This window comes from Streptomyces sp. SID14515, assembly GCF_010548505.1.
In the GTDB taxonomy this organism is placed as follows: domain Bacteria; phylum Actinomycetota; class Actinomycetes; order Streptomycetales; family Streptomycetaceae; genus Streptomyces; species Streptomyces caviscabies.
The window spans coordinates 46,745-71,997 of sequence record NZ_JAAGMH010000130.1; the positions used below are offsets into that span (position 1 = coordinate 46,745).

The window sequence follows — 25,253 nt, forward strand, 5'->3', positions numbered from 1 at the left end:
CGGCGGCCCGCTGGGCGCGGGGCCGGTGCGGCGCGGGATCGGCCCGCCGCACCGGCCCGGCGGACTCCGCCGTTACGGAGCCTGGAGGGCGATCACCGCGTTCTGACCGCCGAAGCCGAAGGAGTGGCTGACGGCCCGCCGTACGGGCACCTCGCGCGGGGTCTTGGTGACGCAGTCGATGTCGAACCCGGGCGCGGGGGCGTCCAGGTTCGCGATCGGCGGGACCACCCCGTGCTGGAGCGTGAGGATCGTCAGGCCCGCCTCGATGGCGCCGGCCGCCCCCATGCAGTGGCCCAGTACGCCCTTGGGGGCGGTGACGGGCGGCCGGTGCGGATAGGCCCGGCCGATGATCGCGGCTTCGGTGGCGTCGTTGAGGGGTGTCGACGTCCCGTGCGCGTTGACGTGGTCGACGTCTTCGGGCCGCCAGCCCGCGTCGTGCAGCGCACCGTCGACGGCCGCCCGCGCGATGTCCCCGGAGGGGTGGGGGCTGGTGGGGTGGTGGGCGTCGGTGGTGGCGCCGGTGCCGGCGATCAGCGCCCGGGGGGAGGCTCCTCTGGCCCGGGCGTCCTCGGCCCGCTCCAGGACCATGATCGCCGCGCCCTCGCCCATGACGATCCCGGCCCGGTCGGCGGCGAAGGGCCGGCAGAGGCGGGCGGGGTCGCCGTCCCGCAGCGCTGCCGCGCCGGAGCGGGCGAAGCCGGTCATCGCGACCGGGAACACGATCGACTCGGTGGCCCCGGCGATGGCGATGTCGCAGTGGCCCAGCGTCAGCATGTCCCGGGCCACCGACAGGGCGGTCACCCCGGACGAACAGGCCGTGCACGGGGCGAGGCTGGGGCCGGTGGCCTTCATCCGGATGGCGATCTCGGCCGCGGGCATGTTCGGGATGGTCAGCAGGATGCCCGAGGGCGAGGTGGCCTCGGGGCCGCGCCGCTCCAGGGCGACGGCCTGTTCGGTGAGTCCGGCGGACCCTCCGCTGCTGGTGCCGACCACGACGGCGACCCGGGCTCCGTCCCAGTGCTCGGGGTCGAGCCCGGCGTCGGCGACCGCCTCCCGGGCGGCCAGGACGGCGAACTTGACGTACCGGCCCATCCGGAAAGCGGTCCGGCCGCCGACCGCGTCGTCGAGGTCGATGCCGGAGACCGTGCAGGCGAAGTCGACGGCGCAGCCGTGCAGTTCGGGGACGGTGCGGGCGGGTGACTCCCCGGCGCAGACTCCGTCCCAGGTGGTGTCGGTGGTGTGGCCGACCGGGGTGATCATGCCCAGCCCCGTGACGGCGACGGCGGGTCGCTTCATCGGGTGTTGCTCACCGGCACCGTGGCCTCGGCCGCCGCGCTGCCGACGGCCGCGTCGATGTACGCGGAGATGTCGGCCAGCGTGGCGTCCTTGTACAGCTTCTCCGAGTCGGCGTCGACGCCCAGCGTCTCCTTGATGATGACGGCGAACTCGGCGACCGCGAGGGAGTCCATCTCCAGGCTGTCCATCGTGGACTCCGGCAGGATCTCGGCGGCGGGCACCTTGAACGTCCCGGTGAGTACCTCGGTGATCTTGGGGTGGATGGTCTTCATGGCGATTCCTCTCATCGGCATTTCGTCGGCATGGCGCCGGCTCGGGCATTTCCTGTGCGGCGGGTGGTCGAACGCAGCGACCCACCGCCCGAAGTAACTGGATGACGATCTTCCGGTTACGCCTTGGGGCGAACCGATTCGTCTACGCTCACCTGCGGCTTCTCGAACCATCGGGAGAGCATCGAGGTGGTTCCCCAGTACGCCAGCAGGACGCCGCGGGTGCCGAGCGCGGCCACCTTCTCGCGCAGCGGACGCCTCCGGCTGCCGCAGACGGGCCGCTCGAACTCCGCCGCGCGGCCCCGGATTCCCGCCCTGCGGCCCCGGTGCCAGGGCCCCTCGGGGTCGTCGTAGACATCCGCGTATCCGGGTCCGGCGATCGGCCAGTCCGACATCAGGCGCTCGGGAAGCGCGAAGGAGCCGACCAGGGCGGGGGTGTGCGCGGCCACGGCGGCGACCGCCTCCTCCACCGTGTCGGGCAGAAAGGTGACCTGATCGGCGGTCAGCCGTCCGGAGGCGAGCAGGTCGCCGCTGTTGCGGGCGATCCACTGGAGCGCGAAGAGCCTGCGCAGCTCGGTCAGCCGCTCGCGCGCCTCGCCCTCGGGCAGCGCGGCGACGGCCTCGGCGTACGCTTCGTCCGCCTGCCGGTAGGCGTACGCCTCGACGCCGCGCAGCGCGGCCGGGGAGGCGGCGTTCCAGCGGCCGAGCGGGTCGCCGGGCGGGGCGGCGCTCATCCGCGTCCGGGCGCGGGCGAACCAGAGGTCCTCCACGGCCGCGACGAGCCGGCCGAGGAAGGCGGGATCGTCGAGCTCGCCGGGGCCGTCGTCGGCGGCCGCTTCCCGGGCGGTGGCGCTGAACAGCATCTCGGCGGCGGCCTTGGCGTGCACGGCGAGGTTGTCGCCCTCGGCGGTGATCGCGCCCTCGATGCCGGTGAACAGTTCGGTCATGCCGTTGTTCTCCAGGAGCCCCTGGGCGCCGCACCGTTCACGGCATTCGACGATGACGCCGCGCGCCTGCCAGGTGATCCACCCCTTGGCGACGGCCACCAGGCGCTCCGCCTCGTCCCGGTCGGCCTCCGGGGCCGACTCCCAGCGGTCCAGGGCCCTGCGGTGCAGCAGGCTCATCGCGTAGACGGTGGCCATCGCCCCGGCCAGCGGCCCGTGGTGGGTGCGGTGCGCGTACACCGGGACCCGCTGCGCGGCGCGCGATCCGGAGATCATCCGGTGACCGGCGTAGCGGACGGCGATGGCCAGGGTGACCCGGGCGGAGCCGACCGCGCAGGCGCTCATGGAGAGCTTGCCGGGGGTGACCCGGCCGATGGAGGTGAGGAACCGCCTTCTGCGGTTGGGGATTTCGCTGTGGAAGCGGCCGTCGTCGCCGATCCGTCCCTGCTGTCCGGCGAGCAGCGCGTCACGCGGGACGAAGCAGCGGTCGAAGGAGGTCAGACAGTGGTCGACCGGGGAACCCATCCGGGCGGGCAGCCGGCGCACCCGGACGCCGGGCAGGGCGCGGTGGGCGTCGGTGAGCGGGGTGAGGAAGAGGAAGACTCCGCGGTCGGCGCCGTCGGCGAGCAACCGGGCTGCCACCACACCGGACTTGGGGCCTCCGGCGGGGCTGGTGTTGGGCATGAACTTCTGTGCACCGGCGTGCGGGGTGTGCAGGACGAAGCCGTCGCGTTCGGGGTCGTACGTCGCGGTGGTCTCGACGGACGCCGCGTCGTTGCCGTGCGCCACCTCCGTACAGAGGAAGGTGCCCACGCGCCGCAGGGCGAGGAAGTCCGACAAGTCGCGCAGCGTGCCCGCGTCGTGGTCGAGGAGGCTGCCGAGGAAGAGGTTGTAGTGGATGCCCGCCACGGTGGTCAGCGCCGGGTCGACGGGGCCGAGCCATTCGTGCAGGGCGGCCAGCGCCCGGGGGTCGGCGGCGAGCCTCGCGCCGCTGTCGAGCGCGTTGTTGAGGATGCGCATCCGGTGGTAGGAGAGGGCGAGTCGTTCGTCGGGGGTGCCGCCACCGGGGCGGCGAAACGGTTCTGTTGTGAGCAGCCGCCGCCAGAAGCCGTGTTCCTGACGGAAGTTCGGTCCGAAGAGCACTGCGGTGAGCAGTTCGTTCGTGGACGGCGGGGCCGCGTCGTTCATCATGACGGTCACAACACAGTAACGATCAAGGAACGGCGAGGACACCCCCCGCCGTCCCGAAATGCCCCCGTTTATCAGGCGCGTTGGAAGGCGAGGGCGACGTTGTGGCCGCCGAAGCCGAAGGAGTGGCTCAGCGCCCGCTCGACCCGCTGCTGACGGGGCTCCTTGGTCACGCAGTCGAGCGGGAAGGCGTCGGGCAGCGCGTCCAGGTTGGCGATCGGCGGAATGGCGGAACGTTCCAGCGTCAGGACGGTCGCCACCGCCTCGATCGCGCCCGCCGCCGCCAGGGTGTGTCCGACGACGCCCTTGGGCGCGGTCACCGGCGGCCGGTGCGGGAAGAGCCGGGAGATGAGGGTGGTCTCCATGGCGTCGTTGAGGGGTGTGGAGGTGCCGTGGGCGTTGATGTGGTCGACGTCGCGCGGCGTCCAGCCCGCCTGGTCGAGCGCCGCCTGGACCGCCCGCTGGGCGCCGTGTCCGTCGGGGGCCGGGGCGGTGGGGTGGTGGGCGTCCGTGCTGGACCCGGCCCCGGTGAGCAGGGCGCGTGGACGGCCGCCCCGGGCGCGGGCCCCGGCCTCGCGCTCCAGGACGAGCATCGCCGCGCCCTCGCCGATGACGAAGCCGTCGCGGTCGGCGGCGAACGGGCGGGACGCGGCCGCCGGGTCGCCGGTGCGGGTGGACAGCGCGCCCATCCGGGCGAAGGCGGTGACCACCAGCGGGGTGAGCACCGATTCCGCGCCGCCCGCCACCACCACGTCGCAGCTGCCGCCGAGCAGCAGATCGCGGGCGACGGCGACGGCGGTGGCCCCGGAGGCGCAGGCGGTGGCGGGGGCGAGGCTCGGGCCGCCCGCCTTGAGCGCGATGGCGACCTCGCCCGCCGCCGCGTTGGGGATCATCATCGGGACGAGCAGCGGGGAGACCGCCTCGGGCCCCGAGGCCGCCAGCCTGGCGGCGTTGTCGACCAGTACGGAGACCCCGCCGACGCCCACGCCGAGGACCACCCCGACCCGGCTGCCGTCCCACCGCGCCGGGTCGAGGCCGGCGTCGGCGACGGCCTGCCGGGCGGCCACCAGGGCCAGCTTCACGAACCGGGCCATCCGCCACACCGAGCGGCCGCCCACCGCCGCGTCCAGGTCGATGCCGTCCACCGGGCAGGCGAAGTCCACCGGCAGACCGGCGAGTTCCTCGCACCGCCGGGCGGTGGAGTGCCCGGAGCACAGCCCCTCCCAGAAGCTGTGCTCGTCCGCCCCTGCGGGTGTCACCAGGCCGACCCCCGTCACCGCGATGGCGGTGCCGGCTCCGGCCTCGGTGCCCTGATCAGCGGGGAGCGACATGCTGTGTTCCTTCCGTAGAATCCGTGGAAATGGTCTGCGGGGTCCCCGGCCAGCGAAGTGCCGCCGAACCCCAGGTCAGTCCGCCCCCGAAGGCGGTGAGCAGCACCCGGTCGCCGGCGCGGAGGCGGCCCTCGTCCGCCGCGTCGGCCAGGGCCAGCGGGATGGAGGCGGCGCCGGTGTTGCCGACCCGCTCCAGATGGGTGACGCAGCGCTGCGGCGCGATGCCGACCCGCTCCGCGACGGCGCGCAGGATCCGGGCGTTGGCCTGGTGCGGCACGAAGCGGTCGACCTCGGCCGGGTCCCAGCCGACCCGGTCCAGGAGCGTCCGGCAGGAGCCGGTCATCCGCTCGACGGCGTGCTGGTAGACGGTGCCGCCCTGCATCCGGAAGAACCCGTCGCCCAGGCCCGGCGGCTTTCCGCTCGCCCGTGCGCGGGCCCCGCCGCCCGGGACGGTGATCAGCTCGTAGCCCGTACCGTCGCTGCCCAGGTCGAACGCGAGCAGTTCCCCGGGGTCGCCGGAGTGCCCGGCCGCCACCAGGGCGGCGCCCGCCCCGTCGCCGAAGACGACGCCCGCCGAGCGGTCGGCCGGGTCGAGCCAGGTCGAGTAGACGTCGGCGCCGACCAGCAGGACCCGCCCGTAGAGGCCCGATGCGACCAGACCGTGGCAGACGGCGAGTCCGTAGACGAAGCCGCTGCACACGGCGGCGAGGTCGAGCGCCGGTACGGTGCCGAGTCCGAGCCGGGCCGCGAGCGCGGGGGCGGTGCCCGGACAGAGGTGGTCGGGGGTGGCGGTGGCGAGGACCACCGCGTCCACCTCGCCCGCCGCCGGGGCGCGCGCCAGCAGCCGGGCGGCCGCCTCGTAGGCGAGGTCCCCGGTGGCGACGCCCTCGCCGGCGCGGTGCCGGCTGCCGATGCCGGTGCGACGGCGGACCCAGGCGTCGTCCACGTCCCAGTCGGCGGGCAGCCGGTCGTTGCCGACCGGTTCCCCCGGCACCCAGCCCGCCACGCCCTCCAGCACCGCCGTGCGCGTCCCGGCCGCTAAGACGCCCGCCCGCGTCCCCGGTTCCGTACCGCTGTCGGCCGTCCGTCTCCTCGCCACCCGTTGCCCCGATCCCGTTGTCGTACTGCATCGGGTTGACGAACGGCGGAACGTCTCACGAGGGTGCGTTCGACTGCGCCGAACGGGTCATGACGAGGCGTCAGTTACGAGTGAGGGCTTTCCGGAGCTCGTCCGGGCCGGGCGGGTTGGCCCCTGCCCGGGAGACGGTCACGGCGGCGGAGGCCACCGCGTGACGCAGGACGCCGACCACCGTGTCCCGGTCCACGGCGCGCAGCCGCTCGCGCGCGTCCGGGCCGAGGAGGCCGTGCCCGGCGAGGGCGTGGAGCGTCCCGGACATGAACGCGTCGCCCGCGCCCACGGTGTCGGCGACCTCGACCGCCGGCGCCGCCACCGTGACCCGGCCGCCGGGCAGCACGGCCAGGGCCCCGTCGCCGCCCCGGGTGACGAGCACGACGGCGGGCCCGCGCCCCAGCCAGCGGGCCGCGACCTGTTCCGGCTCCTCCCCCGGATACAGCCACTCCAGGTCCTCGTCGCTCGCCTTGACCAGGTCGCTCAGAGCGACGTACTCCTCGACCCGGCGCACGGCCGCCGCGTGGTCGCCCATGAGGCCGGGCCGGACGTTGGGGTCGTAGCTGACGGTCGCGGTGGCCCGGGCGGCGCGCACGAGGTCCAGGACCGTTGCGGACCCGGGCTCCACCACCGCGCCGATCGACCCGGTGTGCACATGGACCGGGGCGGGTCCGACGGCGACCGGGGCGAGGGTCCAGGAGACGTCGAAGGCGTAACCGGCCTGCCCGGCCCCGTCCAGGGTGACGGCGGCCGACGGGGTGGGAGCGGTGGAGCCGTCGGTGCGGACGTCGACCCCGCCGGAGACGAGGTGTTCGCGGATGAGCCGCCCGTTCTCGTCCGGGCCGAGCTGGGTGAGCAGGACGGCGCGGTGGCCGAGGCGGGCCAGGCCGTACGCGACGTTGGCGGGGCTGCCGCCCGGGTGGACCCGGTCGGCCTCGTCCGGCAGCCGGACGATGTCGGCGACGCATTCACCGATGACCAGCAGTTCGCTGTGGTCGAGCATGGGGGTCGGTTCTCCTAAACTGCCGTGACATGGGTGTCCTGGTAGGCGGCGCGGCCTCCGAACACATTCAGCCCGATCCTGCCCCGTCCATGGGCTCCGTCGGCGGCGTCGATGACCGTACGGTCGCCTACCAGCACCTCGATACGGGTGGAGCGGGCGCGGATCCGCAGCGGCAGCGTGCTCCCGGTGCGGACGAGCAGGGGCGCCTCGGCGAGGACCGTGCTCCGCCCGCCGTCCCTGCGGAAGAGCCGGACGGTGCGCAGGTTCGGGTCCAGGTTGACCGCGTAGCCGTCCGCCGCGTCGGCGGAGGCCCGCAGCAGGAACGAACCCGCACCGCCCTCCGCCGGGCCGGGGCCGCCGAACCGGACCAACGTGGTCAGCTCGAAATCCGCGTACTCGGTGCTGGACAGCGCGGTGGAGTCACGGTCGAACTGTCCTGTCCTGCCCGCGCCGGTGGTGGTCCAGCGGCCGGCCGGAAGAACGGTCAGGGTGCCGAGGCCGCTGTTGCGGAACTCCCCCGCGGCGGGCTCCGGGTGGTCCGGGTCCTGGTCGGTGACACGGAAGACGTCCGCCAGCCGGTGCACGTCGAGGGTGACGATCCGGGCGGCGCCCCCGGTGGCGTAGAAGGACATGCCCTGCGCGTCCGGTTCCGGCAGGAGCAGGCTGGTGAGGGTGGCCCGGCCGTCGCCGCCGAAGACCTCGACGGCGCTGGTGTCCATGAACAGGTGCACGCGCAGGCGCCGTTCACCGTCGACCGTGGTGAGCGGCAGGGGTGTGGAGCTGCGGCCCGCGAAGTGTTCGGTGAAGTCCGCCGGGCCGCTCGCCGTCCGGTCCACGAAGAGTTCCCCCGCCCCGGTGTCGTAGCCGATCGTGGTGTGGCGGGCCCCGTTCGTGCGGAGCCGGAGGCCGAACTCGGTGGCCGCGCCGGAGGCGGGCAGGGCGATCTCCGCCTCGATCTCGTAGGAGCGGCCGCGCATCCCGGCGAGGGGGTCGGGTGAGCCCGGGCTCACGGTGACGTCCTCGATACGGGTGCGGTCCCGGCGCAGGGCGCGGGTCTCGGCGGCCGGTCGCTGGACAAGTCCGGTGCCGGACAAGGTCAGTTCGCGAGGCAGCCCGAGCTGGCCGTTCCACTCCCCGGTGGGGGCGCTGAAGGGGTAGTCCCAGTTGCTGAGCCAGGCGAGCTGCACGCGCCTGCCGTCCGGCAGGCCGGCGAAGGTCATGGCGGCGTAGTAGTCGCGGCCCGCCTCGGCGCGCAGCGGGGTGCCGGGGGTGTTGGTGGTGGTGAAGGTCGTGCCGTCCCAGTCGCCGAGGAAGTATTCGGCGGCCGACCCGTCGGTGCGGCGGACGGCGCCCGTGGAGATCGCCAGGACCCAGCGCGGCTGCGCGTCGTCGCCGTCGAGGGGCAGCGGGAAGAAGTCCGGGCACTCCCAGACGCCGCCGGTCACCCAGTCGCCGTAGCCGAAGGAGGAGCGGTGGGCCCAGGTGAGGAGGTCGGTGGAGGTGAAGAAGCGGACGTGGTCGCCGCCGGAGACCGCCATCACCCACTGGCCGTGCTTCTCGTCGCGGACGACCTTCGGGTCGCGGAAGTCCCAATCGCCGTCCGGACCGCCGGGGTTCTGGACGACGGGGTCCGGCCCGTGCCACTCCCAGGAGCGCCCCCGGTCCTTGCTGAACGCGATGCGCACGCTCTGGTTTCCGCCGGGCCGGTCCGGGTGGTAGCTGGTGTAGTAGGCGATCAGTCCGCTGCCGCCGCCGAAGAGCCCGCTGGTGTCGTCGGTGTCCGCCACGCACGACCCGGACCAGGTGTGGCCGTGGTCGGAGACGGGCAGCGCGACAGGCAGCTGACGCCAGTGCAGGAGGTCGGTGGAGACGGCGTGCGCCCACTCGCCGGAGTCCTGGTGGAAGAGGTGGTATTCGCCCTCGTGGAAGACCAGCCCGTTGGGGTCGCTGGTGTGCGAGGCGAGCTGGGTGTAGTGCTGGGCCGGGCGGTGGGGGCCGGTGAACCAGTTCTGCGGGGTGCGGGCGCGGACCTCCTGGAAGTGCGCGGTTCCGCCGGTCGACGTCAGGGCGGTCGTCGCGCCCGTGGTGCGGGTGACGGTGGCCTCCAGGACGGGGACGCCGTCCACGGTCACGGCGATGTCCCGGCCGAGCGCCCGCACCTCGGTCCGGTACGTGGCCCCGGCCGTGTACGGGCGTACGGGGAAGGGAGCTTGAGCGAGTACGGTGCCGGCCGCGCGGTCCAACAGGCGTACGCCGGTGGCGTCGAGCCGGGCCTCGTAGCCACCGCTCCCCCGGGCGTCCGCGCGCACGATCAGGCCCACGGTGGTGGCGCCCGCCGGACGGAGGTCGGCGCTCAGCAGGATGTCTCCGGAGGCGAAGGGGGCGGTGCGCAGGGCGGTGGAGCCCTCGGCGCGGATGCCGCGCAGGTCGGGGGTCCAGGTGCCGGAGGCGGTGGCCCAGCCGTCGAGGTCCGTGACCAGGTCGGTCAGGGCGAGGTTCTCGAAGGAGGCCGTGCCGCCCGAGACCGCGACGCCGAAGCGGCCGGAGGCGTGGGCGGTGTCGGTGGCGGTGATCACCGGGGCGTAGCCGTCGGGGGCGATGAAGTCGCTCTGCCAGCGGACCCGCAGCTCGGGCCCGTCGGCGCGGACGAGCAGGCGGTAGACCCGCCCCGGCTCGATGGCGGTCTCGTGGGTGCCGAGCGTGACGTCGCCGTCGATACGGTACAACCGCAGTCGTTTCAGGTGCGGTTGGACCTGCACGCCGTAGCCGGTGGCGCCCGTGGCGTCGGTCCGCAGGAGGAGCGTCGCCGTGGTGCCGGGGTCGTGGATCTGGAGGTCGGCGCGGTACTCGGTGTCGTACGCCGAGGTCTCCGCGACGGCCCGGCAGCCGTCGCCCGGCTCGGGCCGCACGTGCCAGCCGAGGGCGGTGGCGTCCCAGGTTCCGCCCTGGGTGCGCCAGCCGGTGGCGGTCGTGGTAACGACTCCGGTGAGGCCGGGCGGCCCGAAGAGGGCGGTGGCGCCGGTGACGCGCAGGCCGACGACGCCGCGGGTGTGGGCGGTGTCGCGGGCGGTGAGGACCTGGGCGCCGTCGAGTTCGACGGTGAGCAGGGGGCCGTCCATGGCGAGGGCGAGCCGGTGGGCGGTGCCGGTGCGGAGGTCTGCGTGGGCCGGTGGGGCGAGGTCGCGGCCGGTGGCGAGGTCGTGCAGCCTGACGCGGCCGGTCCTCGGCTCAAGGGCTGCCGCGTACCCGCCGGTGCCGTCGGGGGCCGCGCGCACGACGAGCGCCGCGGTCGCGCCGGGGTCGACGGTGACCTGGGCCGCGTAGCGGGCGACGGCTTCGACGCGCTGCTCGCTCAGAGCGAGAGCGGGCCGGTCCGCCGTGGCGGCCGCCCGCCGGCCGCCGTCGGCGCTCCGGGTCCAACTGCCGGTCAGGGCCAGCGGGTCGGGGATGGGGACAGGCGTCGGGTCCGGTGCGGGTGCGCCGGTCCGTGCCGCGGCCACGGCTCGGCCGATGAGGGGCAGCGGGGTCAGCAGGGTCAGTCCTGTCGTCGAGATGAGCGCGCGCCGAGAGATGGACATCGTCGTCTCCTCAGAGGGGTGGGTTGAGGGCCGTTCAGGGCCAGAGCGGGCGCGGTCCGTCGAAGATCGCGGCCATCTGCCAGGCGTCGAACCGTGCCACGGCGATCTCGCCGACCGCCTCGATGCCCACTCCGAGGGCGTCGGGCAGGGTGGGGTAGATCCGGGCGGTCAGGGCCCGGCCCCCGGCGAAGACCTCCAGCGCCGAGTGGTCGACGAGGATGCGCAGGTCGACCTCGCCGCTGTCGTTCAACGGCAGCTCTCCGTAACGGGGTTCGGTGTCGACGGTGGGGTCGAGACTGCTGGCCTCGCGGTGCAGGCGCAGGGTGCCGGTGCCGTCCTGCGCCCGGGCCACTTCGACGACCGTGCGCTCGGACCCGTCGCCCGAGGCTCGGACGGTGACGCGGGCGGCGGTGCCGGGGGCGAGGCGCAGGGTGGCCTCGATGTCGAGCTGGTCGCCGCGTACGGCGTCGAGTGAGGCGTACGTGCCGTCGGCGACGGGGAACGCGCCGGCATGGACCGACTCGCGGCGCAGCCGGGCCAGTTCGGGGACCGGGGCCTGGGCGAGGCTCCCGTCGGCGGCGCGTGTGACGACGCGGGGCAGCGACATCACCCCGCACCAGCCGGCCCGCGCCGTGGCGTCCTCGTCGCGGCCCTCCTGGAGCCAGCCGAACATGATGCGGCGGCCCCGGTCGTCGCGGGTGGACTGCGGCGCGTAGAAGTAGCGCCCGCCGTAGTCGAGCCGGTGCAGCCGGTCCGGGGTGAAGGTGTCGCCCTCGTAGCGGCCGGTCCAGTACAGGGGGTGGTGGGTGGTGCCCTCGTCCCAGGCGGAGAAGGCGAGGATGTCGGCGCCGTCGACGCGGAACAGGTCGACGCACTCCCACATCGTGCCGGTCCAGTCGGGGTCGGCGGCGCTGCCGGTGGACGCGTCGCCGGTCAGCAGCGGTCCGACGTACCGCCAGCTGCGCAGATCCTCGGACTCGTACAGGAAGGCCGTGCCGCCCAGGCCCCGGACGCCGGAGCCGACCAGATGCCGCCAGCGACCGTCCTCGCGCCAGACGCAGTGGTCGCGGAAGGCGGTGAGGTCGCCCGGCGGCGGGGCGGCGATGACCGGGTTGGCCGGGTCCTTGCGCCAGGTGCGCAGATCGGGCGATCCGGTGGCCACGCAGGGGAGTTCACGGTCGCCGTGCCGGCCGGAGTAGACGAGTGTGGGGGTGCCGGCGTCGTCGACGAGGACGCCGGACCAGCAGCCGTCGCGGTCCGGGCCCTCGGCGCCGGGCACCAGGGCCACGGGTCCGTCGGTCCAGGTGACGAGGTCGCGGCTGGTGGCGTGGCCCCAGTGGATGCGGTGGTGGGCGGCGGCGAGCGGGTTGTACTGGTAGAAGAGGTGGTAGACGCCGTCGCGGTGGGCCAGCCCGTTGGGGTCGTTGAGCCAGCCGCCGGGGGCGGTGAAGTGGAAGCGGGGCCGGTGCGGGTCGAGCACGGCACGCTCGGCCAGGCCCTGCGGCGCGTCCTGGTGGCGGGCGCGGGGCAGGGTGAGGTCGTGGGTCATGGTCAGCCGTTCTCGGTTTCCGGGACCGGCGCCGTCAGGACGCGGCGCGCGGTGGGGGTGGCGGGGGCGTAGAGGTGGCAGCGCACCCAGTGCGGTTCGCCGTCGTCCTCGCCGATGACATGGCGTACGGGGGTGGTGCGGCTGCAGGCGCCCTCGTCGGCGTACGGGCAGGACTCGGGGGTGAGGACGGCGGCGCGCAGGGCGGCCCGCCGGACCGGGTCGTAGGGCTCGGTGCGCTCCGGGTCGGGGACGGCGGAGAGCAGGAGCTGAGTGTAGGGGTGGGCGGGCCGGTCCATCAGGGCGAGCGAGTCGCCGCCCTCGACCAGTTCCCCGGCGAACAGCACCTGGGTCGTGTCGGCGACGTAGCGGGCCGAGGCCAGGTCGTGGGTGATGTGGAGCATGGAGATGGAGCGCTCGTCGCGCAGCCGGCGCATCAGGTTGAGGATGCCGACGCGTACGGAGACGTCGAGCATGGAGGTCGGTTCGTCGGCGAGGACCAGGCGCGGGTCGACGGCCAGGGCCCGGGCCACGGCGACGCGCTGGCGCTGCCCTCCGGAGAGTTCGTGCGGGTAGGACTGGAGCATGTCGGCGTCGAGTCCGACGGTGGTCATCAGCTCGCGCAGATCGCTCTCCTCCGCCGGCTTTCCGTGCAGCAGCAGGGGGCGGCGCAGGAAGTGCTCGACGCGGTGGACGGGGTTGAGGGATCCGAAGGGGTCCTGGAAGACCATCTGGACAGCGCCCCGGTAGGCCCGGGACGCGCCGCGCTTCTGGGTCTTCAGCACATCCTGGCCGTCGAGGCGGATCTCGCCCCGGGTCGGCTGCTCCAGGCGGGTCAGGCAGCGCGCCAGGGTGGACTTCCCGCTGCCGGACTCGCCCACGAGGGCGACGATCCGCCCGTACGGGATGTCGAGGTCGACGGCGTTCAGCGCCCGGTGGCGCGCCCGGGAGAAGAGCCCTCCGGAGGTGAAGTCCTTGGTGAGACCGCGCACGCTCATCACCGGCGTACGGGTGGTGGTGGCGGGTGCCTGGGGCGTCATCGCGGGCCTCCGGCGGTACGGGCGACGAAGCGGCCCTCGGCCACCTCGCGCAGATCGGGGATGCGGTGCGAGCAGTCGGACCGGTCCTCGGGGCAGACGGCGTGGAAACCGCAGTTGTCGGCGGTCCTGGGCGCGTCGGAGAGTCCCGAGAGGTGGACGCGGGGGCCGGTGAGCGGCGGGAAGGCGCCCATCAGGGCCTGGGTGTACGGGTGCAGGGGCTCGGCGAACAGGGCCTTGGCGGGGGCGAGTTCGACGAGGCGTCCGCCGTACATCACGCCCATGCGGTGGGAGAGCTCGATCATCAGCGACATGTCGTGGGTGATGAACAGGACGGAGAAGCCCAGCTCGCGCCGGAGGTCGCCGATCTGCGCCATGATCTCCTGCTGGACGACGACGTCCAGAGCGGTGGTCGGCTCGTCCATGATGAGGAGCGAGGGCTTCAGGGCGACGGCCATCGCGATGACGACGCGCTGGCGCATACCGCCGGAGAGCTGGTGGGGGTAGGACTTCAGCCGGGCGGGGTCGATGCCGACGAGTTCGAGGAGCTCGCCGGAACGGGCCCTGGCGTGGCGCTTCTTGAGCTTCTCGTGGGTGGTGAAGATGTCACCGATCTGCTCGCCGACGGTGAGGACCGGGTTGAGGGAGTTCATCGCGGACTGGAAGACCATGGCGATCTCGCGCCACCGGAAGGCGCGCAGTTCGCGGGGGTCCATGGCGAGGACGTCGCGGCCCTTGAAGGTCACGGAACCGGTGATGGCGGCGGGCGGCTTCAGCAGGCGCATGATCGCGTTGGCGACGGTCGACTTGCCGCAGCCGGACTCTCCGGCGAGGCCGAAGACCTCACCGGGTCCGATGGAGAAGGAGATGTCGTCGGCGCCGAGGACGCTGCGGCCGTCGCCGCCGTACGCGACCCGCAGGTTCGTCACGTCCAGTACGGGTCCGTCGAAGGACGAGGTCATGGTTCAGCTCTCCTTCCGGGCGCCGGCCGGGTCCTCGGTGACCGCCGGGGGCCCGGTGTCGACCGGTGCTTCGGTGGCGGCCGGGGTCTTGGGGCGGCGGGCGCGCAGCCGGGGGTTGGTGATCTCGTCGACCGCGTAGTTGGCCATCGCGAGGGCGAAGGCGACCAGGGCGATGCAGAGGCCGGAGGGGACGAAGACCCACCAGGCGCCGGTCATCAGGGCGCCGTCGTTGCCGGCCCAGTAGAGGTTGGTGCCCCAGCTGACGACGGAGGCGTCGCCGAGGCCGAGGAACTCCAGACCGGCCTGGGCGCCGATGCCGAAGATGACACAGCCGAGCAGGGTCGTCATGACGACCGAGGCCATGTTGGGGAGGATCTCCCGGAACATGATCCGCAGCGGGCGTTCGCCCGAGACGACGGAGGCGGCGACGAAGTCCTTGCCCCGGATCGACTTGGCCTGGGCGCGGAGCACCCGGGCGGAGCCCGCCCAGCCGGTGATCACCAGGACCAGGATGACGGTGGTGGTGCCGGGCGGCATGAACGCGGCGAGGATCACCAGCAGCGGTACGCCGGGCACCAGCAGGAACACATTGGTGATCAGCGACAGCAGGTCGTCGGTGATGCGGCCGAAGTAGGCGGCCGCCATGCCGACGAGCACGGCGAGCGCGGTGGCGGCGAGCCCGACCGAGAAGCCGACGAGCAGGGAGCTGCGGGCGCCCCAGAGAGTCAGGGCGAGGACGTCCTGCCCCTTGGCGGTGGTGCCGAGCGGGTGGGCGGCGGAGGGCTCCGAGGCACCGGTGCTGTTGATCCTGGACGGGTCGCCGGGGGCGATCACCGGGGCCAGGACCGCGAGCAGCACGAACACCGCGAGGACGGCGGCGCCGAAGAGGGCCTTTCGGTTGGCGAGCAGGGCGCGGAGCAGTCCGGCCCGGCCGCGCCTCGGCGCGGGCGGGGCGGCGGCGGCGCGTTCCCCGGAGGCTGTGCGGGTGTCGAGGACACTCATGGGGTCTTCTCCTTCTCAGCCGCTCAGCGGACGCGCACGCGCGGGTCGAGTCGGACGTAGACGAGGTCGACGAGGAAGTTGGCGACCAGCACGGCGGCGGTGATGGTGAGGAAGATCCCCTGCATCAGTGGGTAGTCCAGCCCCTGGACCGCCGCGAGCAGTTGGAAGCCGACGCCGGGGTAGGCGAAGACGACCTCGGTGAGCAGTGCGCCGCCGACGACGAAGCCGAGCGCCATGCCGAAGTTGGTGACCGAGGGGAGCATGGCGTTGCGGGCGGCGTAGCGGAACATGATCCGTCCGGTGGAGAGGCCCTTGGCCTCGGCCATGGTGATGTAGTCCTCGGCCGCGGTGGCGATCATCGTGTTGCGCATGCCGAGCATCCAGCCGCCGACCGACACCAGGACGATGGTGAGGGCGGGGAGCACGAGATGGGAGGAGGCGTTGGAGATGAACGTCCAGGACAGCTCGGGGCTCAGCCCGACGTCGAAGGCGTGCCGCAGCGGGAACCAGCCGAGCACCATGCCGAACAGGTAGAGCGCGCCCATGGCGAGCCAGAAGTACGGGAACGACCCGGCGAAGACGAGCAGCGGCGGGAAGACCGAGTCCAGGACGCCGCCTCGCCGCCAGGCGGCGAGGATGCCGAGGAGGTTGCCGATGACGACGGCGATGACCAGCGCGGTGCCTCCGAGGAGCAGGGTCCAGCCGATCTGGGAGGCGATGACCTCGGAGACGGGGGTCGGGAAGCGGGACAGGGAGATGCCCATGTTTCCGGTGCAGACGTCACCGATGTAGTCGATGTACTGCCGCCACATCGGGCGGTCATCCAGGCCGAAGAGCCGGCGGATCTGTTCGATCTGTTCCGGCTGCATCTGGCTCTGCGAGCGGGCGAACATCCGGGAGACGGGGTCGCCCGGCATGAAGCGCGGGAGCAGGAAGTTGAGGGTGATGGAGGCCCAGAAGGCCAGCAGGTAGAAGCCCAGGTTGCGCAGGAGGTAACGCACGGGGTCCCTCTCTGTGTGGCTGTGAGGGGCCGGCGTCCCCGCCGGAAGGTGCGACGGGGTGGGGACGCCGGGTGACGGGGGTGGGTCAGCGCTTGACGGGCTTCAGGCTCGTCAGGACGAGGACGGTCGTGTCGCCGCGGTTGGTGAGCGTGGCGTAGGGGTTGTCCTCGGTGGGCCAGCCGGTGAACCGGGTGTCGGTGTACGAGCCCCACTCCGGGCCCGGGAAGAGCGGCACCACGGGCGCCTGCTCGTCGAAGAGCCGCTGGAGGGCGTCGATCTGCTCGCGCTGGCCCGCCGCGTCGGAGGAGGCGGCGAAGGTGTCGAGGAGCGCGTCGGCCTTCTTCGTCCCGAAGCGGTGGTAGTTGTTCAGCGCCCGGGTGCCGACGGGCTTGACCGACTCGGTGGACAGGGTGTTGCGGTAGAACTGGTACGGGGTGGCCCCGTTGTCGCTCCAGACGATGCCGGTGTCGTAGTCACCGGTCTCGTAACCGCTCACGACCGCCGCCCAGTCGGGCGACTTCACGGTGGCGGTGACGCCGATCTCCGCGAGGTTCTGCTTGATGATGTTGGCGACGGAGAGCCAGTCGGAGGAGGCGGAGCCGACCGAGATGTCGAAGGCGAACGGCTTGCCGTTCTTGAGGGTGCGCTTGCCGTCCTCGCCCTTCTTGTATCCGGCCGCGTCCAGCGCCTTGCCCGCGGCGACCGCGTCGTGCTTCGTCCAGGTGCAGGATTTCGCCAGGGACTTGTCGCGCCATGTGTCGTAACCGCCGGACAGGCCGGTGCAGTCGGCCGGTTCGGTGTAGCCGTTCATGCCGACCTTCGTGACGCTCTCCCGGTCGACGGCCTGGCTGAGGGCCTTGCGCACCGCCGTGTCGTCGAAGGGGGCCCTGGTGGTGTTCATCGTCCACTCGACCAGCGAACCGGTGCGCGGGTACCAGTACTTGTTGTGCTCGGGGTTCTTGGCGACGAAGCTCTTGTCGATGTCGGGGATGAAGGACTGGGTCCAGTCCGCCTCCCCGTTGACGAAGGCGAGGTTGGCGCTGTCGTTGCCGGAGAAGCCGAGGACCCGGATGCCTTCGACGGCCTGCTTGTCCGGCTGCCAGTACTCGGGGTTCTTCCGCAGCTCGTAGGACTGGCTCTGGAAGGCGGCGACCTGGGTGTACGGGCCGGTGCCGACCGGGTTCGGGTTGGTGTCCTTCGCCGGGTCCTTCACCTTCTCCCACACGTGCTTGGGCACGATGACCTGCTTGCCGAGTTCGAAGACGCCCGGCGAGTAGGGCTTGTTGAGCGTGAAGACGACCTTCCCGGCCCCTTCCGCCCGCGCCGACTCCAGGTACTCGTAGCCGCCGAGCAGCTTCTTCTGGAGGGCGAAGGTGTACGCCACGTCCTCGGCGGTCAGCGGCTTGCCGTCGGACCACTTGACGCCGGGGCGCAGGGTGAAGGTGACGGTCTTCCCGTCGGGAGCGGTCTCCCAGGAGGTCGCCAGCCACGGGGTGGTCTTCCCGTCGGCGGGGTTGTAGACGAGCATCGCCTCGTAGACGGCCTGGCTGGTGAGCGGGGCGACCACCTGGCCGGGGGCGAACGGGTTGAAGTTGCGGGTGAAGGTGGCGAAGTCCTCACGGGGAATGGTGAGGAGCTGCTTGCCGGAGGTGTCCGCCGCACCGGACGCCCCGGCGCCGCTGCAGCCGGAGAGCAGCAGGGCCGTGGCGGCGGTGGCGAGCAGGGCCGCTCTCCGGGCACGCCGGACACGCCGGGCACGTATCGACGATGACATAATGAGGTCTCTTCTCTCTCTTCACATGGACCGAAGACGGGTGAGGATTCCCGTCGGGCTGATTCGCAGTCAGACCGACGAGCGTTCGATCAGCGGGCAGTCGACCGTCACCTGTGTGGTGTCGAGCGGCTCGCCCGCTGTGAGAGCGCCGAGCATGTCGACGCCTTTCGCCCCCATGACTTCGAACGGCAGGGCGACCGTGGTGAGGCCGGGCCGCAGGTAGGCGGCGATGAGTTCCTGGTTGTCGAAGCCGATGACGGCGATGTCGTCCGGGATACGCAGTCCGCGTTCCTTGATGGCGTCGTAGGCGCCCATGGCCGTGCGGTCGTTGCCGCAGAACAGCGCGGTCGGCCGGTCGGAGCGGTCCAGCAGGGCGCGGGCGGCGGCGTATCCGGCGTCGGCGGTGGCGTGCCCCGGGGCGATGAGGCCCTCGTCGATCGGAAGACCGGCCTCGCGCAGCGCCTGCTCGTAGCCCTGGCGGCGTCCGACGGCCGCCGGAATGCCCGCGTCCAGGTTGATGAACCCGATCCGCCGGTGGCCCGCCTCGATGAGCCGCCGGGTCGCGGTGCGGCCGCCCGCGACCTCGTCGGGGACCACCGAGGGCAGGGCGCCCCGGGCGTCGAAGCAGTTGACCAGGACGACCGGGACCTCGCGGGCGGCGGGCGGCAGGGTGACGGCCCGGTGCCAGGTGGTGGCGTACAGCAGCCCCTCGGCCCGCTGCTCCAGGAGCTTGTCGAAGGCGGCGGCCTCCATGGCGGGGTCGCTGTCGCCCGCCGTGATGAGCAGGAACTTCCCGTCCGCCCAGGCCCGGTCCTGCGCCCCCTTGATCACGTCGACCGCGAAGGGGGCGGTGACGATCTCGGTGATCAGCCCGTACCACTCGCTGCGCTTGGCGGCGAGCGCCCGCGCCCCGGCGTTGGGCCGGTAGCCCAGCTCCGCGATGGCCGCGCGGATCCGGGCCCGGGTCTCCTCCGGGATCGCGGCATCCGCCCGCCCGTTGAGGACGAACGAGACCGTGGTGCGCGAGACCCCCGCACGCGTGGCGACATCGCTCATCGTCACGCGACGCGCGCTGCTGCTGGCCACTTTGCCTACCCTCTGCGTCCCGCCGATGGCGGACCGTTCCTGGTTACGCGCTTTAGTAACGCGCGTTAGTACGATGTTGCACGCAAGTTACGAGCGGTGAACCAGCGGTGTCAAGGGGTCTGCCGGACAGCGTTTCCACAAGTGTGCCGGACAGGGGTCCCCGGACGGGGCTTCTACGGGCGGGCCGACACCGCTGCGGAAGCTTCCGTCTCCGTGTGCGGTACAGCACCCGGGAGCGGCTTCGCGGGAGCGGCGCGGCGGACCCAGAGCAGGGCTCCGGCCATCACGACAGCGGCGGCCAGCAGCCAGGGCAGCGGGCCCGTGGGCAGGGTGCCGGCGGCCAGTCCGGCGCCGGCGGCGACCAGTTGCAGGGAGAGCGACTGGACGGAGAGGGCGGTGGCGCGGCCCGAAGCGTCGACCCGGCGGTGCAGCAGGTCGTTCTCGTTGGGGCCTGCGGCTCCGAGGCCGAGGTACACCAGCCCGTAGCCGGTGACGGCGACCGCCGTGGCGAGCGTGCTCATCGAGTGCGCGGTGAGGCCGAGCAGGGTCAGGCCCAGCGCCACCAGCCCGAGGCTCGCGAGCACCGCACGCTCACTGCCGCCGGTGAACCGGGCGACGAACGGGGCGAGTTGACTGCCCAGGGCGTGGCAGAGGTATCCGGCGCAGGCGAGCCCGGCGAAGACCAGGGCCCCGGACTCGGCCGTTCCCATGACGGCGGCGGCCCGGCCGGGGGTGAGCAGTTCGAGGGCCGCGAGCGCGGCTCCGGCGGCGCTCGCGGTCAGCAGGATCCGCCGGATCAGGGCGTCCCGGGCGCCGAGCCGGAGACCGGCGGCGATGGCCGCGGGCACTCCGCCCACGACCCGGCGCAGCGTGGTCCGGGGCCGGGGCGGTTCGGGCAGAGCGCTGAGCACGTAGAGCACGAAGACGACCTCGATCAGCGCGCCGAGCAGGGCGGGCACGGAGAGCGGGATGACCAGGCCACCGGTCGTGTCGGCCAGCCACTCCCCCGCGCCGGGGGCGAGGCCGAGCAGCCAGGGCAGCCCGCCGCCGAGCAGGGTGCCGAGCGCGAGGGCGGCCGAGGTGGCGGAGCCGCCGCGCGCCAGGCCCGTACGCAGGTCGGCGTCGGGGCCCGCGTGGGCGTGGACGGTGTCGACGTACCAGGCCTCGGCGGGCCCGCTGGACAGCGCGCGGGCGAGGCCCATCAGCCCCATGCCGAGCACGATGGCCCAGGCCGCCGCGCCGAGGCCGATGAGGGTGAAGGCGGCGAGGTTGAGCAGCCCGGCGACGGCCAGGGCGGGGCGTCGCCCGATGACGTCGGACAGTCCGCCGGTGGGCAGCTCCATCGCGGCGGCCGTGAGGGAGTGGACGGCGTAGAAGGCGGCGACGGCGGCGAGGCCCACGCCCCGTTCGGTGAAGAGGAGGACTCCCGTCGCGATGGACATGCCGATGGGAAACCAGAAGAGGAAGGAGACCGTGACGAACCGGCGGCGCGTGGTCGCGCCGTCCAGGCCGTGACCGGTGGCGGCGGTGGCGGTGGCCGGTCCGCCGGTCATGAGGCGTCTTTGGCAGCGGTGGCGTCCGGGCCCGCGGCGTCCGTCGCCCCGGATTCGGCGGGGGCGTCCGCGCGGTCCTGACCGGCCACCGGGTCCGGGGCCAGCGGGAGTCCGGCGGCGAACAGTACGACCTGTTCGGCGCGGGGGTCTTCGGCGTCGCGGGCGGTCAGCTCGTCCGTCTTCGCCCGGAACACCCCCCACAGCTCGGCGAGCGATTCGGGGGTCAGCCGGGGCATGAAATCGTTGACGCCCGACGGCTCCTGCCACTCCCGGCCCAGCCGGCCGCTCTCCAGGTCCGCCTCGTGGCGGTCCAGCGACCGCTGGAGGTGCTCGATCTGACGGCGGTGCAGGACACTGAGGAGCGTGCTGCCGCCGGGGCTGCGGCGCATCGCCTCGTTGCTCCACGAGGTCATGTCGTGCACGGACTTCCAGCGCCGCTCCCGGCTGTCGCGGTGGTCGGCCTCGACGACGAACGCGTACTTGGCGAGCACCCGCAGGTGGTAGCTGGTGGAGGCCGAGGACTCCCCCGTCCTGACCGCGAGCTCGCTGGCGGTGGCCGGGCCGTGCTGCCGCAGCAGCCCGAGCAGGGTGAGGCGCAGGGGGTGGGTGAGGGCCTTGAGGGCGGCCCCGTCCTGTGCCGGATCGAGTACGCGACGACCGCCTTCGCTGTCCATGACCGCAGCGTAGAACGGGAAGCACACTTTCCCAAAGTATTTTTGCAGAATATTTTTGGGAAACTTGGGCGGCGGTGGTCGGCGGTCGGACGGCGACGGTCAGGAGTCGGCGGGAACCTCCCGCCGCACCCGGAGAACCTCCATCACATCCCGGCACCAGTCACGGTTGGCGCGCTCGAAGTCCCGCCCACGTCGGCAGGTGAGATACGGGCCGACACGCGCGCCGCGGAGCAGGAACTCCGCCTCGTCCAGACCGTCGCGCATCCTGCGCAACTGCTCCTCGAACAGTGCGGCCTTGGCCTCGGCGAACGCGTACCGCTCGGTGAGGCGCTCGATCAGCACATCGGCGTCGAGGTGGTCGGCCGCCTGGACCTGGACCAGCAGGTCCTCCCGCAGGAACGCGGGCTTGGCGGCGGTGGACGCGAAGCTCTCCAGCTCGGCCAGCCCCTCGCCGGTGACGCGGAACAGCCGCTTGTTGGGACGCGCCTCCTGGACGACCTCGCGCCCCGCGACCAGACCCTCCTTCTCCAGCCTGGCCAGCTCCGCGTAGACCTGCTGCGGCAGGGCGTGCCAGAAGTTCGCGACGCCCGCCGCGAACGCCTTCGTGACCTGGTAACCGCTCAGCTCCTCGTCGAGCAGCGCCGCCAGCACCGCGTGGCGCAACGCCATCGGATCGCCTCCCTCTCCACCCTGTCCGGAACACCGAGCCTCATGATAGTCATGAAACTGACTAGTCACTTTCATGACTATGCAACGCGCCTCAGCGAGGGCGCACCTCATCGAGGAGGATCTATGACCACCGCAGTGGACCGCTTCCGCGCCGCCGTCGACAGCCGCGACCTCGGCGCCCTGGACGATCTGTTCACCGAGGACATCCGGCTCTACAGCCCGGTGAAGTTCACCCCGTTCGAGGGCCGGCCGGCGGTGCTGGGCCTCTTCGGCGTCCTGCTGCGCACCTTCGAGGACTTCCGGTACGTCGGTGAGTTCGCGGGCGCCTCGCAGACGAGCGCCGACGGGTCCGAGGCCCCGTCGGCGGTCCTGCTCTTCCGGGCCACGGTCGGCGGCAAGGAGATCCACGGCATCGACCTCCTGCACCTGGCCGAGGACGGACGCATCAAGGAGTTCACCGTGATGGTCCGTCCGGCCTCCGCCGTCCAGGCGCTGGGCGAGGCGGTGCTCGCCGGACTGGTCGCCGACGGCCTCGTCCCCGCCCCGTAGAACCCGGGGCTCAGCTCGCCCGCGCCGCCTCCAGGGCGTCCGCGACCAGGCCCAGGAACCGGGCGTGGTCGCGGGGCCCGTAGAGGGGCTCGGGGTTCCACGGGACGACGGGCGTCGGCGCGCCCTCGCTCCCCCGCAGTTCCTCCAGCGGGGCGGCGTGGGCGCGGATGTCGGTCAGGATCACCTCGGGGCGCAGCGCGAAGGTGTCGGAGCGGTTCTGCGTGGACCAGTTGGCCCCCGGGCCCTCGGCCGGCTCCACGACCTGGACGCCCAGTTCGGTGAGTACGCGTAGCTCGGGCCACATCCTGGGGCGGGCGACATGCGCCTGGTCCGGGCCGGCCGGGGAGAGGGCGAGCACCCGGGGCGCGTCGCCGGACGTGGCGGCGACGACGGAGCGCAGCCGCTCCCGGGCGGCGTCCAGCTCCCGGTCCGCGCCCGGCCGTTCCGTGGCGCCGAGCGAGCGGGCCAGCGCGGCGAACCGGTCGCCGATCTCACCGAACGTACGGGCCTGGCTGACGTCGAGGACGACCACCGGAACCCGCTCCTCCAGCGGCTTGGCGGTCTCGGGGGCCAGCCCATAGACATGACCGCCGCCGTAGCTGACGGCCACCACGAGCTCCGGTCCGGTGCTCAGCAGCCGCTCGACGTCGAGGGCGGCCCCCGCACCGACGTACTCGACCTCGTCCAGCGGCAGGGTCCCGGTCTTCGCCGTGTCGGGGTCCGGCCCGTCGTGGTCGGAGCCGAATATGCCCACCGGCCGGATTCCGAGGTCCCACAGGGTGGCCCCGGCCTGAACATAGGCCAGCACCCGCTCCGGCGGCCGGGGGGCCGTCGACTGCTGACCCCGGTCGTCGGAGAACCGCCATTCGCTCTGTTCCGTCACGTCACACACGCCCCTCTGCCGCCGACTGCCGTTCCATTCGTGCGAGTTCGTACACGTGTACCTGCCCACCTCGTCGCCCCCACACCCCTCTGGCCAGGGAACAAACGTCCGTCAGCCGGTTTCGGCCACGATGGGCGGCACCCGTCACCGAATGTTAGAAATGAGGCACCCTCAGTCATCGGGCAGCCCCATGCCGGCCCCCTCCGGACGGAGTCAACTCCCCATGCGCGCGACCTTCTTGAAGGCAGCTCTGGCCGTCGGCGTCGTCGCGTCGCTCTGTGCGGCCTCGGCGGACGCGCCGGCCACGGCAGGGGTCACGGCACGTGCGGCGGCGGGAGCGGCGAGGACGGCGCGGTGTCCGGTGGTCGACGTACTGATCGTCCACACACCGAAGGCCGCGAAGCGGGTCGGCGGCGAGCACCGGGTACCCGCCTCGGCCCAGCGGATCGCGACGCGGATGAACCGGTCCCTGGCGGCGGGCGGGCTCTGCGGCATCATCCGCGTCGTCCACCCGTACACGGCGACCGACTACGAGGGCTCGGAGGAGTTCCGTACAGTGCACGCCACCCTCAAGGACCACACGGCGGGGTTCGGACGGCAGGTGCACGAACAGCGCGCGCGGTACGGCGCCGACCTGGTCACGCTCGTCGTGGACCGGCCGCAGCGGGGCGGCGGCACGGCGGACTACACACCGGCGCTCGACGCCTCGACGGACGAGTTCGCCTACGCGGTCGTCGACGTCGACGGGATCGACCTGGATTCGGCGAGCCACGAGATCGGCCACAACCTGGGCCTCGCCCATGACCGCACGACGCTGGCGGGCAACGCGGACGGCTCGATGAGCGTGAGCCGGAACCGCCCGTACAACACCGGCTGGATCACCGAGGACGGCAAGCGCTACACGATCATGGCGTACCGCTCCGCGTGCGGGGACCACTGCCGGCGGATCAGCCGGTTCTCCAGCGCGACGCAGACCTGGAAGGGTCACCGGCTGGGCGACGCGGACAACGACGGTGTGCGGGTGCTGCGCGAGACGATGCCGATCGTCGCCGGATACCGCGACAAGGCCTGACCCGGCCGCGCCCGGAGGACGTCCCGCCGGTCAGGGGCAGGGGCGCTTCCCCCGATGGCGTACCACCCGTTGGCGCGTCACCCATGGGCGCGTCACCCGTTGCGGGGGCGCGCGCCGTCCAGCGTCAGGTCCACGATCCGGCGCGCGAGCCCCCGGTCCAGCGGCGCCCCGGTCAGCAGGACCCGCGCGAACAGCGGCCCGGCCAGGGTCTCGGCCACCAGCCGGGGGTCGGTGTCCGGGGCCAGCTCGCCGCGCTCGACCCCGCGCCGCACGATGTCCTCGCCGCGCTCCAGCCGGGCGTCCCAGTACGGCAGCCGCTCCGCCTCGACGGACCCCGCGTCGGGCGAGGCGCCGAGCTGGAGCAGGGCCGCGCCCTGCGGCGAGGCGAGATAGTCCGAGACCGCCGACATCAGCTGGGTCAGGTCCTGGCGCACGTCCCCCGTGTCGGGCGCGGGCAGCGCGTCGTCGGCGTGCGAGCCGAGGGCGTCGAGCAGCAGGTTCTCGCGGGTCTTCCACCGTCGGTACACCGAGGTCTCGTGCACCCCCGCCGCCCGGGCGACCGCCGCGACCGTGGTGCCGGTGAGCCCTTCCGACGTGAGCAGGTCGACGGTCGCCGCCAGTACGGCCTGTCGCATGCGTTCGCCCCGGCGGCGCAGCGGCGCGGGGCTCTTCTCGGTGGTCACCCGCGAACCATATCGCAGGGCTAC

Annotated in this window: 21 protein-coding genes; 2 read left to right on the plus strand and 19 right to left on the minus strand. The window is 73.0% G+C overall.

Translation table 11 applies throughout. The annotated features are described in order from the left end of the window. Positions 1-72: 72 nt before the first annotated feature. From G3I54_RS30845 to G3I54_RS30925, 17 genes are all read right to left on the minus strand, one after another. Positions 73-1,296, minus strand: a complete 1,224-nt coding sequence (locus G3I54_RS30845; RefSeq protein ID WP_164619384.1) for a beta-ketoacyl-[acyl-carrier-protein] synthase family protein — start codon at positions 1,294-1,296, stop codon at positions 73-75. Then, entirely contained in the window at positions 1,293-1,568 is a 276-nt protein-coding gene (locus G3I54_RS30850) for an acyl carrier protein (protein WP_164619385.1), read from the minus strand. Before G3I54_RS30850 ends, G3I54_RS30845 begins: the two co-directional genes overlap by 4 nt. Before the next feature lie 116 nt (positions 1,569-1,684). Beyond that, the gene (locus G3I54_RS30855) at positions 1,685-3,697 is read right to left on the minus strand and encodes an acyl-CoA dehydrogenase (protein WP_203687417.1); all 2,013 of its coding nucleotides are present in this window, start codon (positions 3,695-3,697) and stop codon (positions 1,685-1,687) included. Positions 3,698-3,771: 74 nt separating this feature from the next. After that, positions 3,772-5,028, minus strand: coding sequence for a beta-ketoacyl-[acyl-carrier-protein] synthase family protein (locus G3I54_RS30860; RefSeq protein WP_164619387.1), 1,257 nt, complete (start codon positions 5,026-5,028; stop codon positions 3,772-3,774). Continuing rightward, positions 5,012-6,046, minus strand: a complete 1,035-nt coding sequence (locus tag G3I54_RS30865) for a beta-ketoacyl-ACP synthase 3 (RefSeq protein ID WP_164619388.1) — start codon at positions 6,044-6,046, stop codon at positions 5,012-5,014. The genes G3I54_RS30860 and G3I54_RS30865 overlap by 17 nt, the downstream gene beginning before the upstream one ends. Before the next feature lie 181 nt (positions 6,047-6,227). Further along, positions 6,228-7,160, minus strand: a complete 933-nt coding sequence (locus tag G3I54_RS30870; protein ID WP_164619389.1) for a carbohydrate kinase — start codon at positions 7,158-7,160, stop codon at positions 6,228-6,230. A 14-nt stretch (positions 7,161-7,174) separates the two neighbouring features. Continuing rightward, a complete protein-coding gene (locus tag G3I54_RS30875) occupies positions 7,175-10,738 on the minus strand; it encodes a glycoside hydrolase family 32 protein (protein ID WP_164619390.1) in 3,564 nt (1,187 codons plus the stop codon). 34 nt (positions 10,739-10,772) lie between these two features. Then, entirely contained in the window at positions 10,773-12,287 is a 1,515-nt protein-coding gene (locus G3I54_RS30880; RefSeq protein ID WP_164619391.1) for a glycoside hydrolase family 32 protein, read from the minus strand. A gap of 2 nt (positions 12,288-12,289) precedes the next feature. Then, complete coding sequence (locus tag G3I54_RS30885) at positions 12,290-13,324, minus strand: ABC transporter ATP-binding protein (protein WP_164619392.1); 1,035 nt, start codon at positions 13,322-13,324, stop codon at positions 12,290-12,292. Continuing rightward, positions 13,321-14,283, minus strand: coding sequence for an ABC transporter ATP-binding protein (locus G3I54_RS30890; RefSeq protein WP_164619393.1), 963 nt, complete (start codon positions 14,281-14,283; stop codon positions 13,321-13,323). Before G3I54_RS30890 ends, G3I54_RS30885 begins: the two co-directional genes overlap by 4 nt. A 3-nt stretch (positions 14,284-14,286) precedes the next feature. Then, entirely contained in the window at positions 14,287-15,285 is a 999-nt protein-coding gene (locus G3I54_RS30895) for an ABC transporter permease (RefSeq protein WP_239144662.1), read from the minus strand. 23 nt (positions 15,286-15,308) lie between these two features. After that, positions 15,309-16,286, minus strand: a complete 978-nt coding sequence (locus G3I54_RS30900; protein ID WP_164619395.1) for an ABC transporter permease — start codon at positions 16,284-16,286, stop codon at positions 15,309-15,311. Positions 16,287-16,371: 85 nt separating this feature from the next. Beyond that, the gene (locus G3I54_RS30905; protein ID WP_203687407.1) at positions 16,372-18,060 is read right to left on the minus strand and encodes an ABC transporter substrate-binding protein; all 1,689 of its coding nucleotides are present in this window, start codon (positions 18,058-18,060) and stop codon (positions 16,372-16,374) included. Positions 18,061-18,129: 69 nt separating this feature from the next. Beyond that, positions 18,130-19,146 (minus strand): LacI family DNA-binding transcriptional regulator, encoded by a 1,017-nt coding sequence (locus tag G3I54_RS30910; RefSeq protein ID WP_343240474.1) that lies wholly within the window; start codon positions 19,144-19,146, stop codon positions 18,130-18,132. 173 nt (positions 19,147-19,319) lie between these two features. After that, positions 19,320-20,699, minus strand: coding sequence for an MFS transporter (locus tag G3I54_RS30915; protein ID WP_164619397.1), 1,380 nt, complete (start codon positions 20,697-20,699; stop codon positions 19,320-19,322). Next, entirely contained in the window at positions 20,696-21,373 is a 678-nt protein-coding gene (locus tag G3I54_RS30920) for a helix-turn-helix domain-containing protein (RefSeq protein WP_164619399.1), read from the minus strand. Before G3I54_RS30920 ends, G3I54_RS30915 begins: the two co-directional genes overlap by 4 nt. 99 nt (positions 21,374-21,472) lie before the next feature. After that, positions 21,473-22,042: a PadR family transcriptional regulator gene (locus G3I54_RS30925; RefSeq protein WP_164619401.1), complete on the minus strand. Its 570-nt coding sequence runs from the start codon at positions 22,040-22,042 to the stop codon at positions 21,473-21,475. Positions 22,043-22,165: 123 nt separating this feature from the next. On the opposite strand from G3I54_RS30925, the gene G3I54_RS30930 reads away from it, so the two are divergent. Continuing rightward, a complete protein-coding gene (locus G3I54_RS30930) occupies positions 22,166-22,591 on the plus strand; it encodes a nuclear transport factor 2 family protein (RefSeq protein ID WP_164619403.1) in 426 nt (141 codons plus the stop codon). Between the two features lie 10 nt (positions 22,592-22,601). Here G3I54_RS30930 and G3I54_RS30935 read toward each other — a convergent pair whose 3' ends face one another. Beyond that, entirely contained in the window at positions 22,602-23,474 is an 873-nt protein-coding gene (locus tag G3I54_RS30935; protein WP_164619405.1) for an ABC transporter substrate-binding protein, read from the minus strand. 223 nt (positions 23,475-23,697) lie between these two features. Between G3I54_RS30935 and G3I54_RS30940 the strand changes: the two genes are divergently transcribed. Then, a complete protein-coding gene (locus G3I54_RS30940; RefSeq protein WP_164619407.1) occupies positions 23,698-24,546 on the plus strand; it encodes a M12 family metallo-peptidase in 849 nt (282 codons plus the stop codon). 92 nt (positions 24,547-24,638) lie between these two features. Here G3I54_RS30940 and G3I54_RS30945 read toward each other — a convergent pair whose 3' ends face one another. Beyond that, entirely contained in the window at positions 24,639-25,229 is a 591-nt protein-coding gene (locus G3I54_RS30945) for a TetR-like C-terminal domain-containing protein (protein ID WP_164619408.1), read from the minus strand. Positions 25,230-25,253 lie beyond the last annotated feature (24 nt).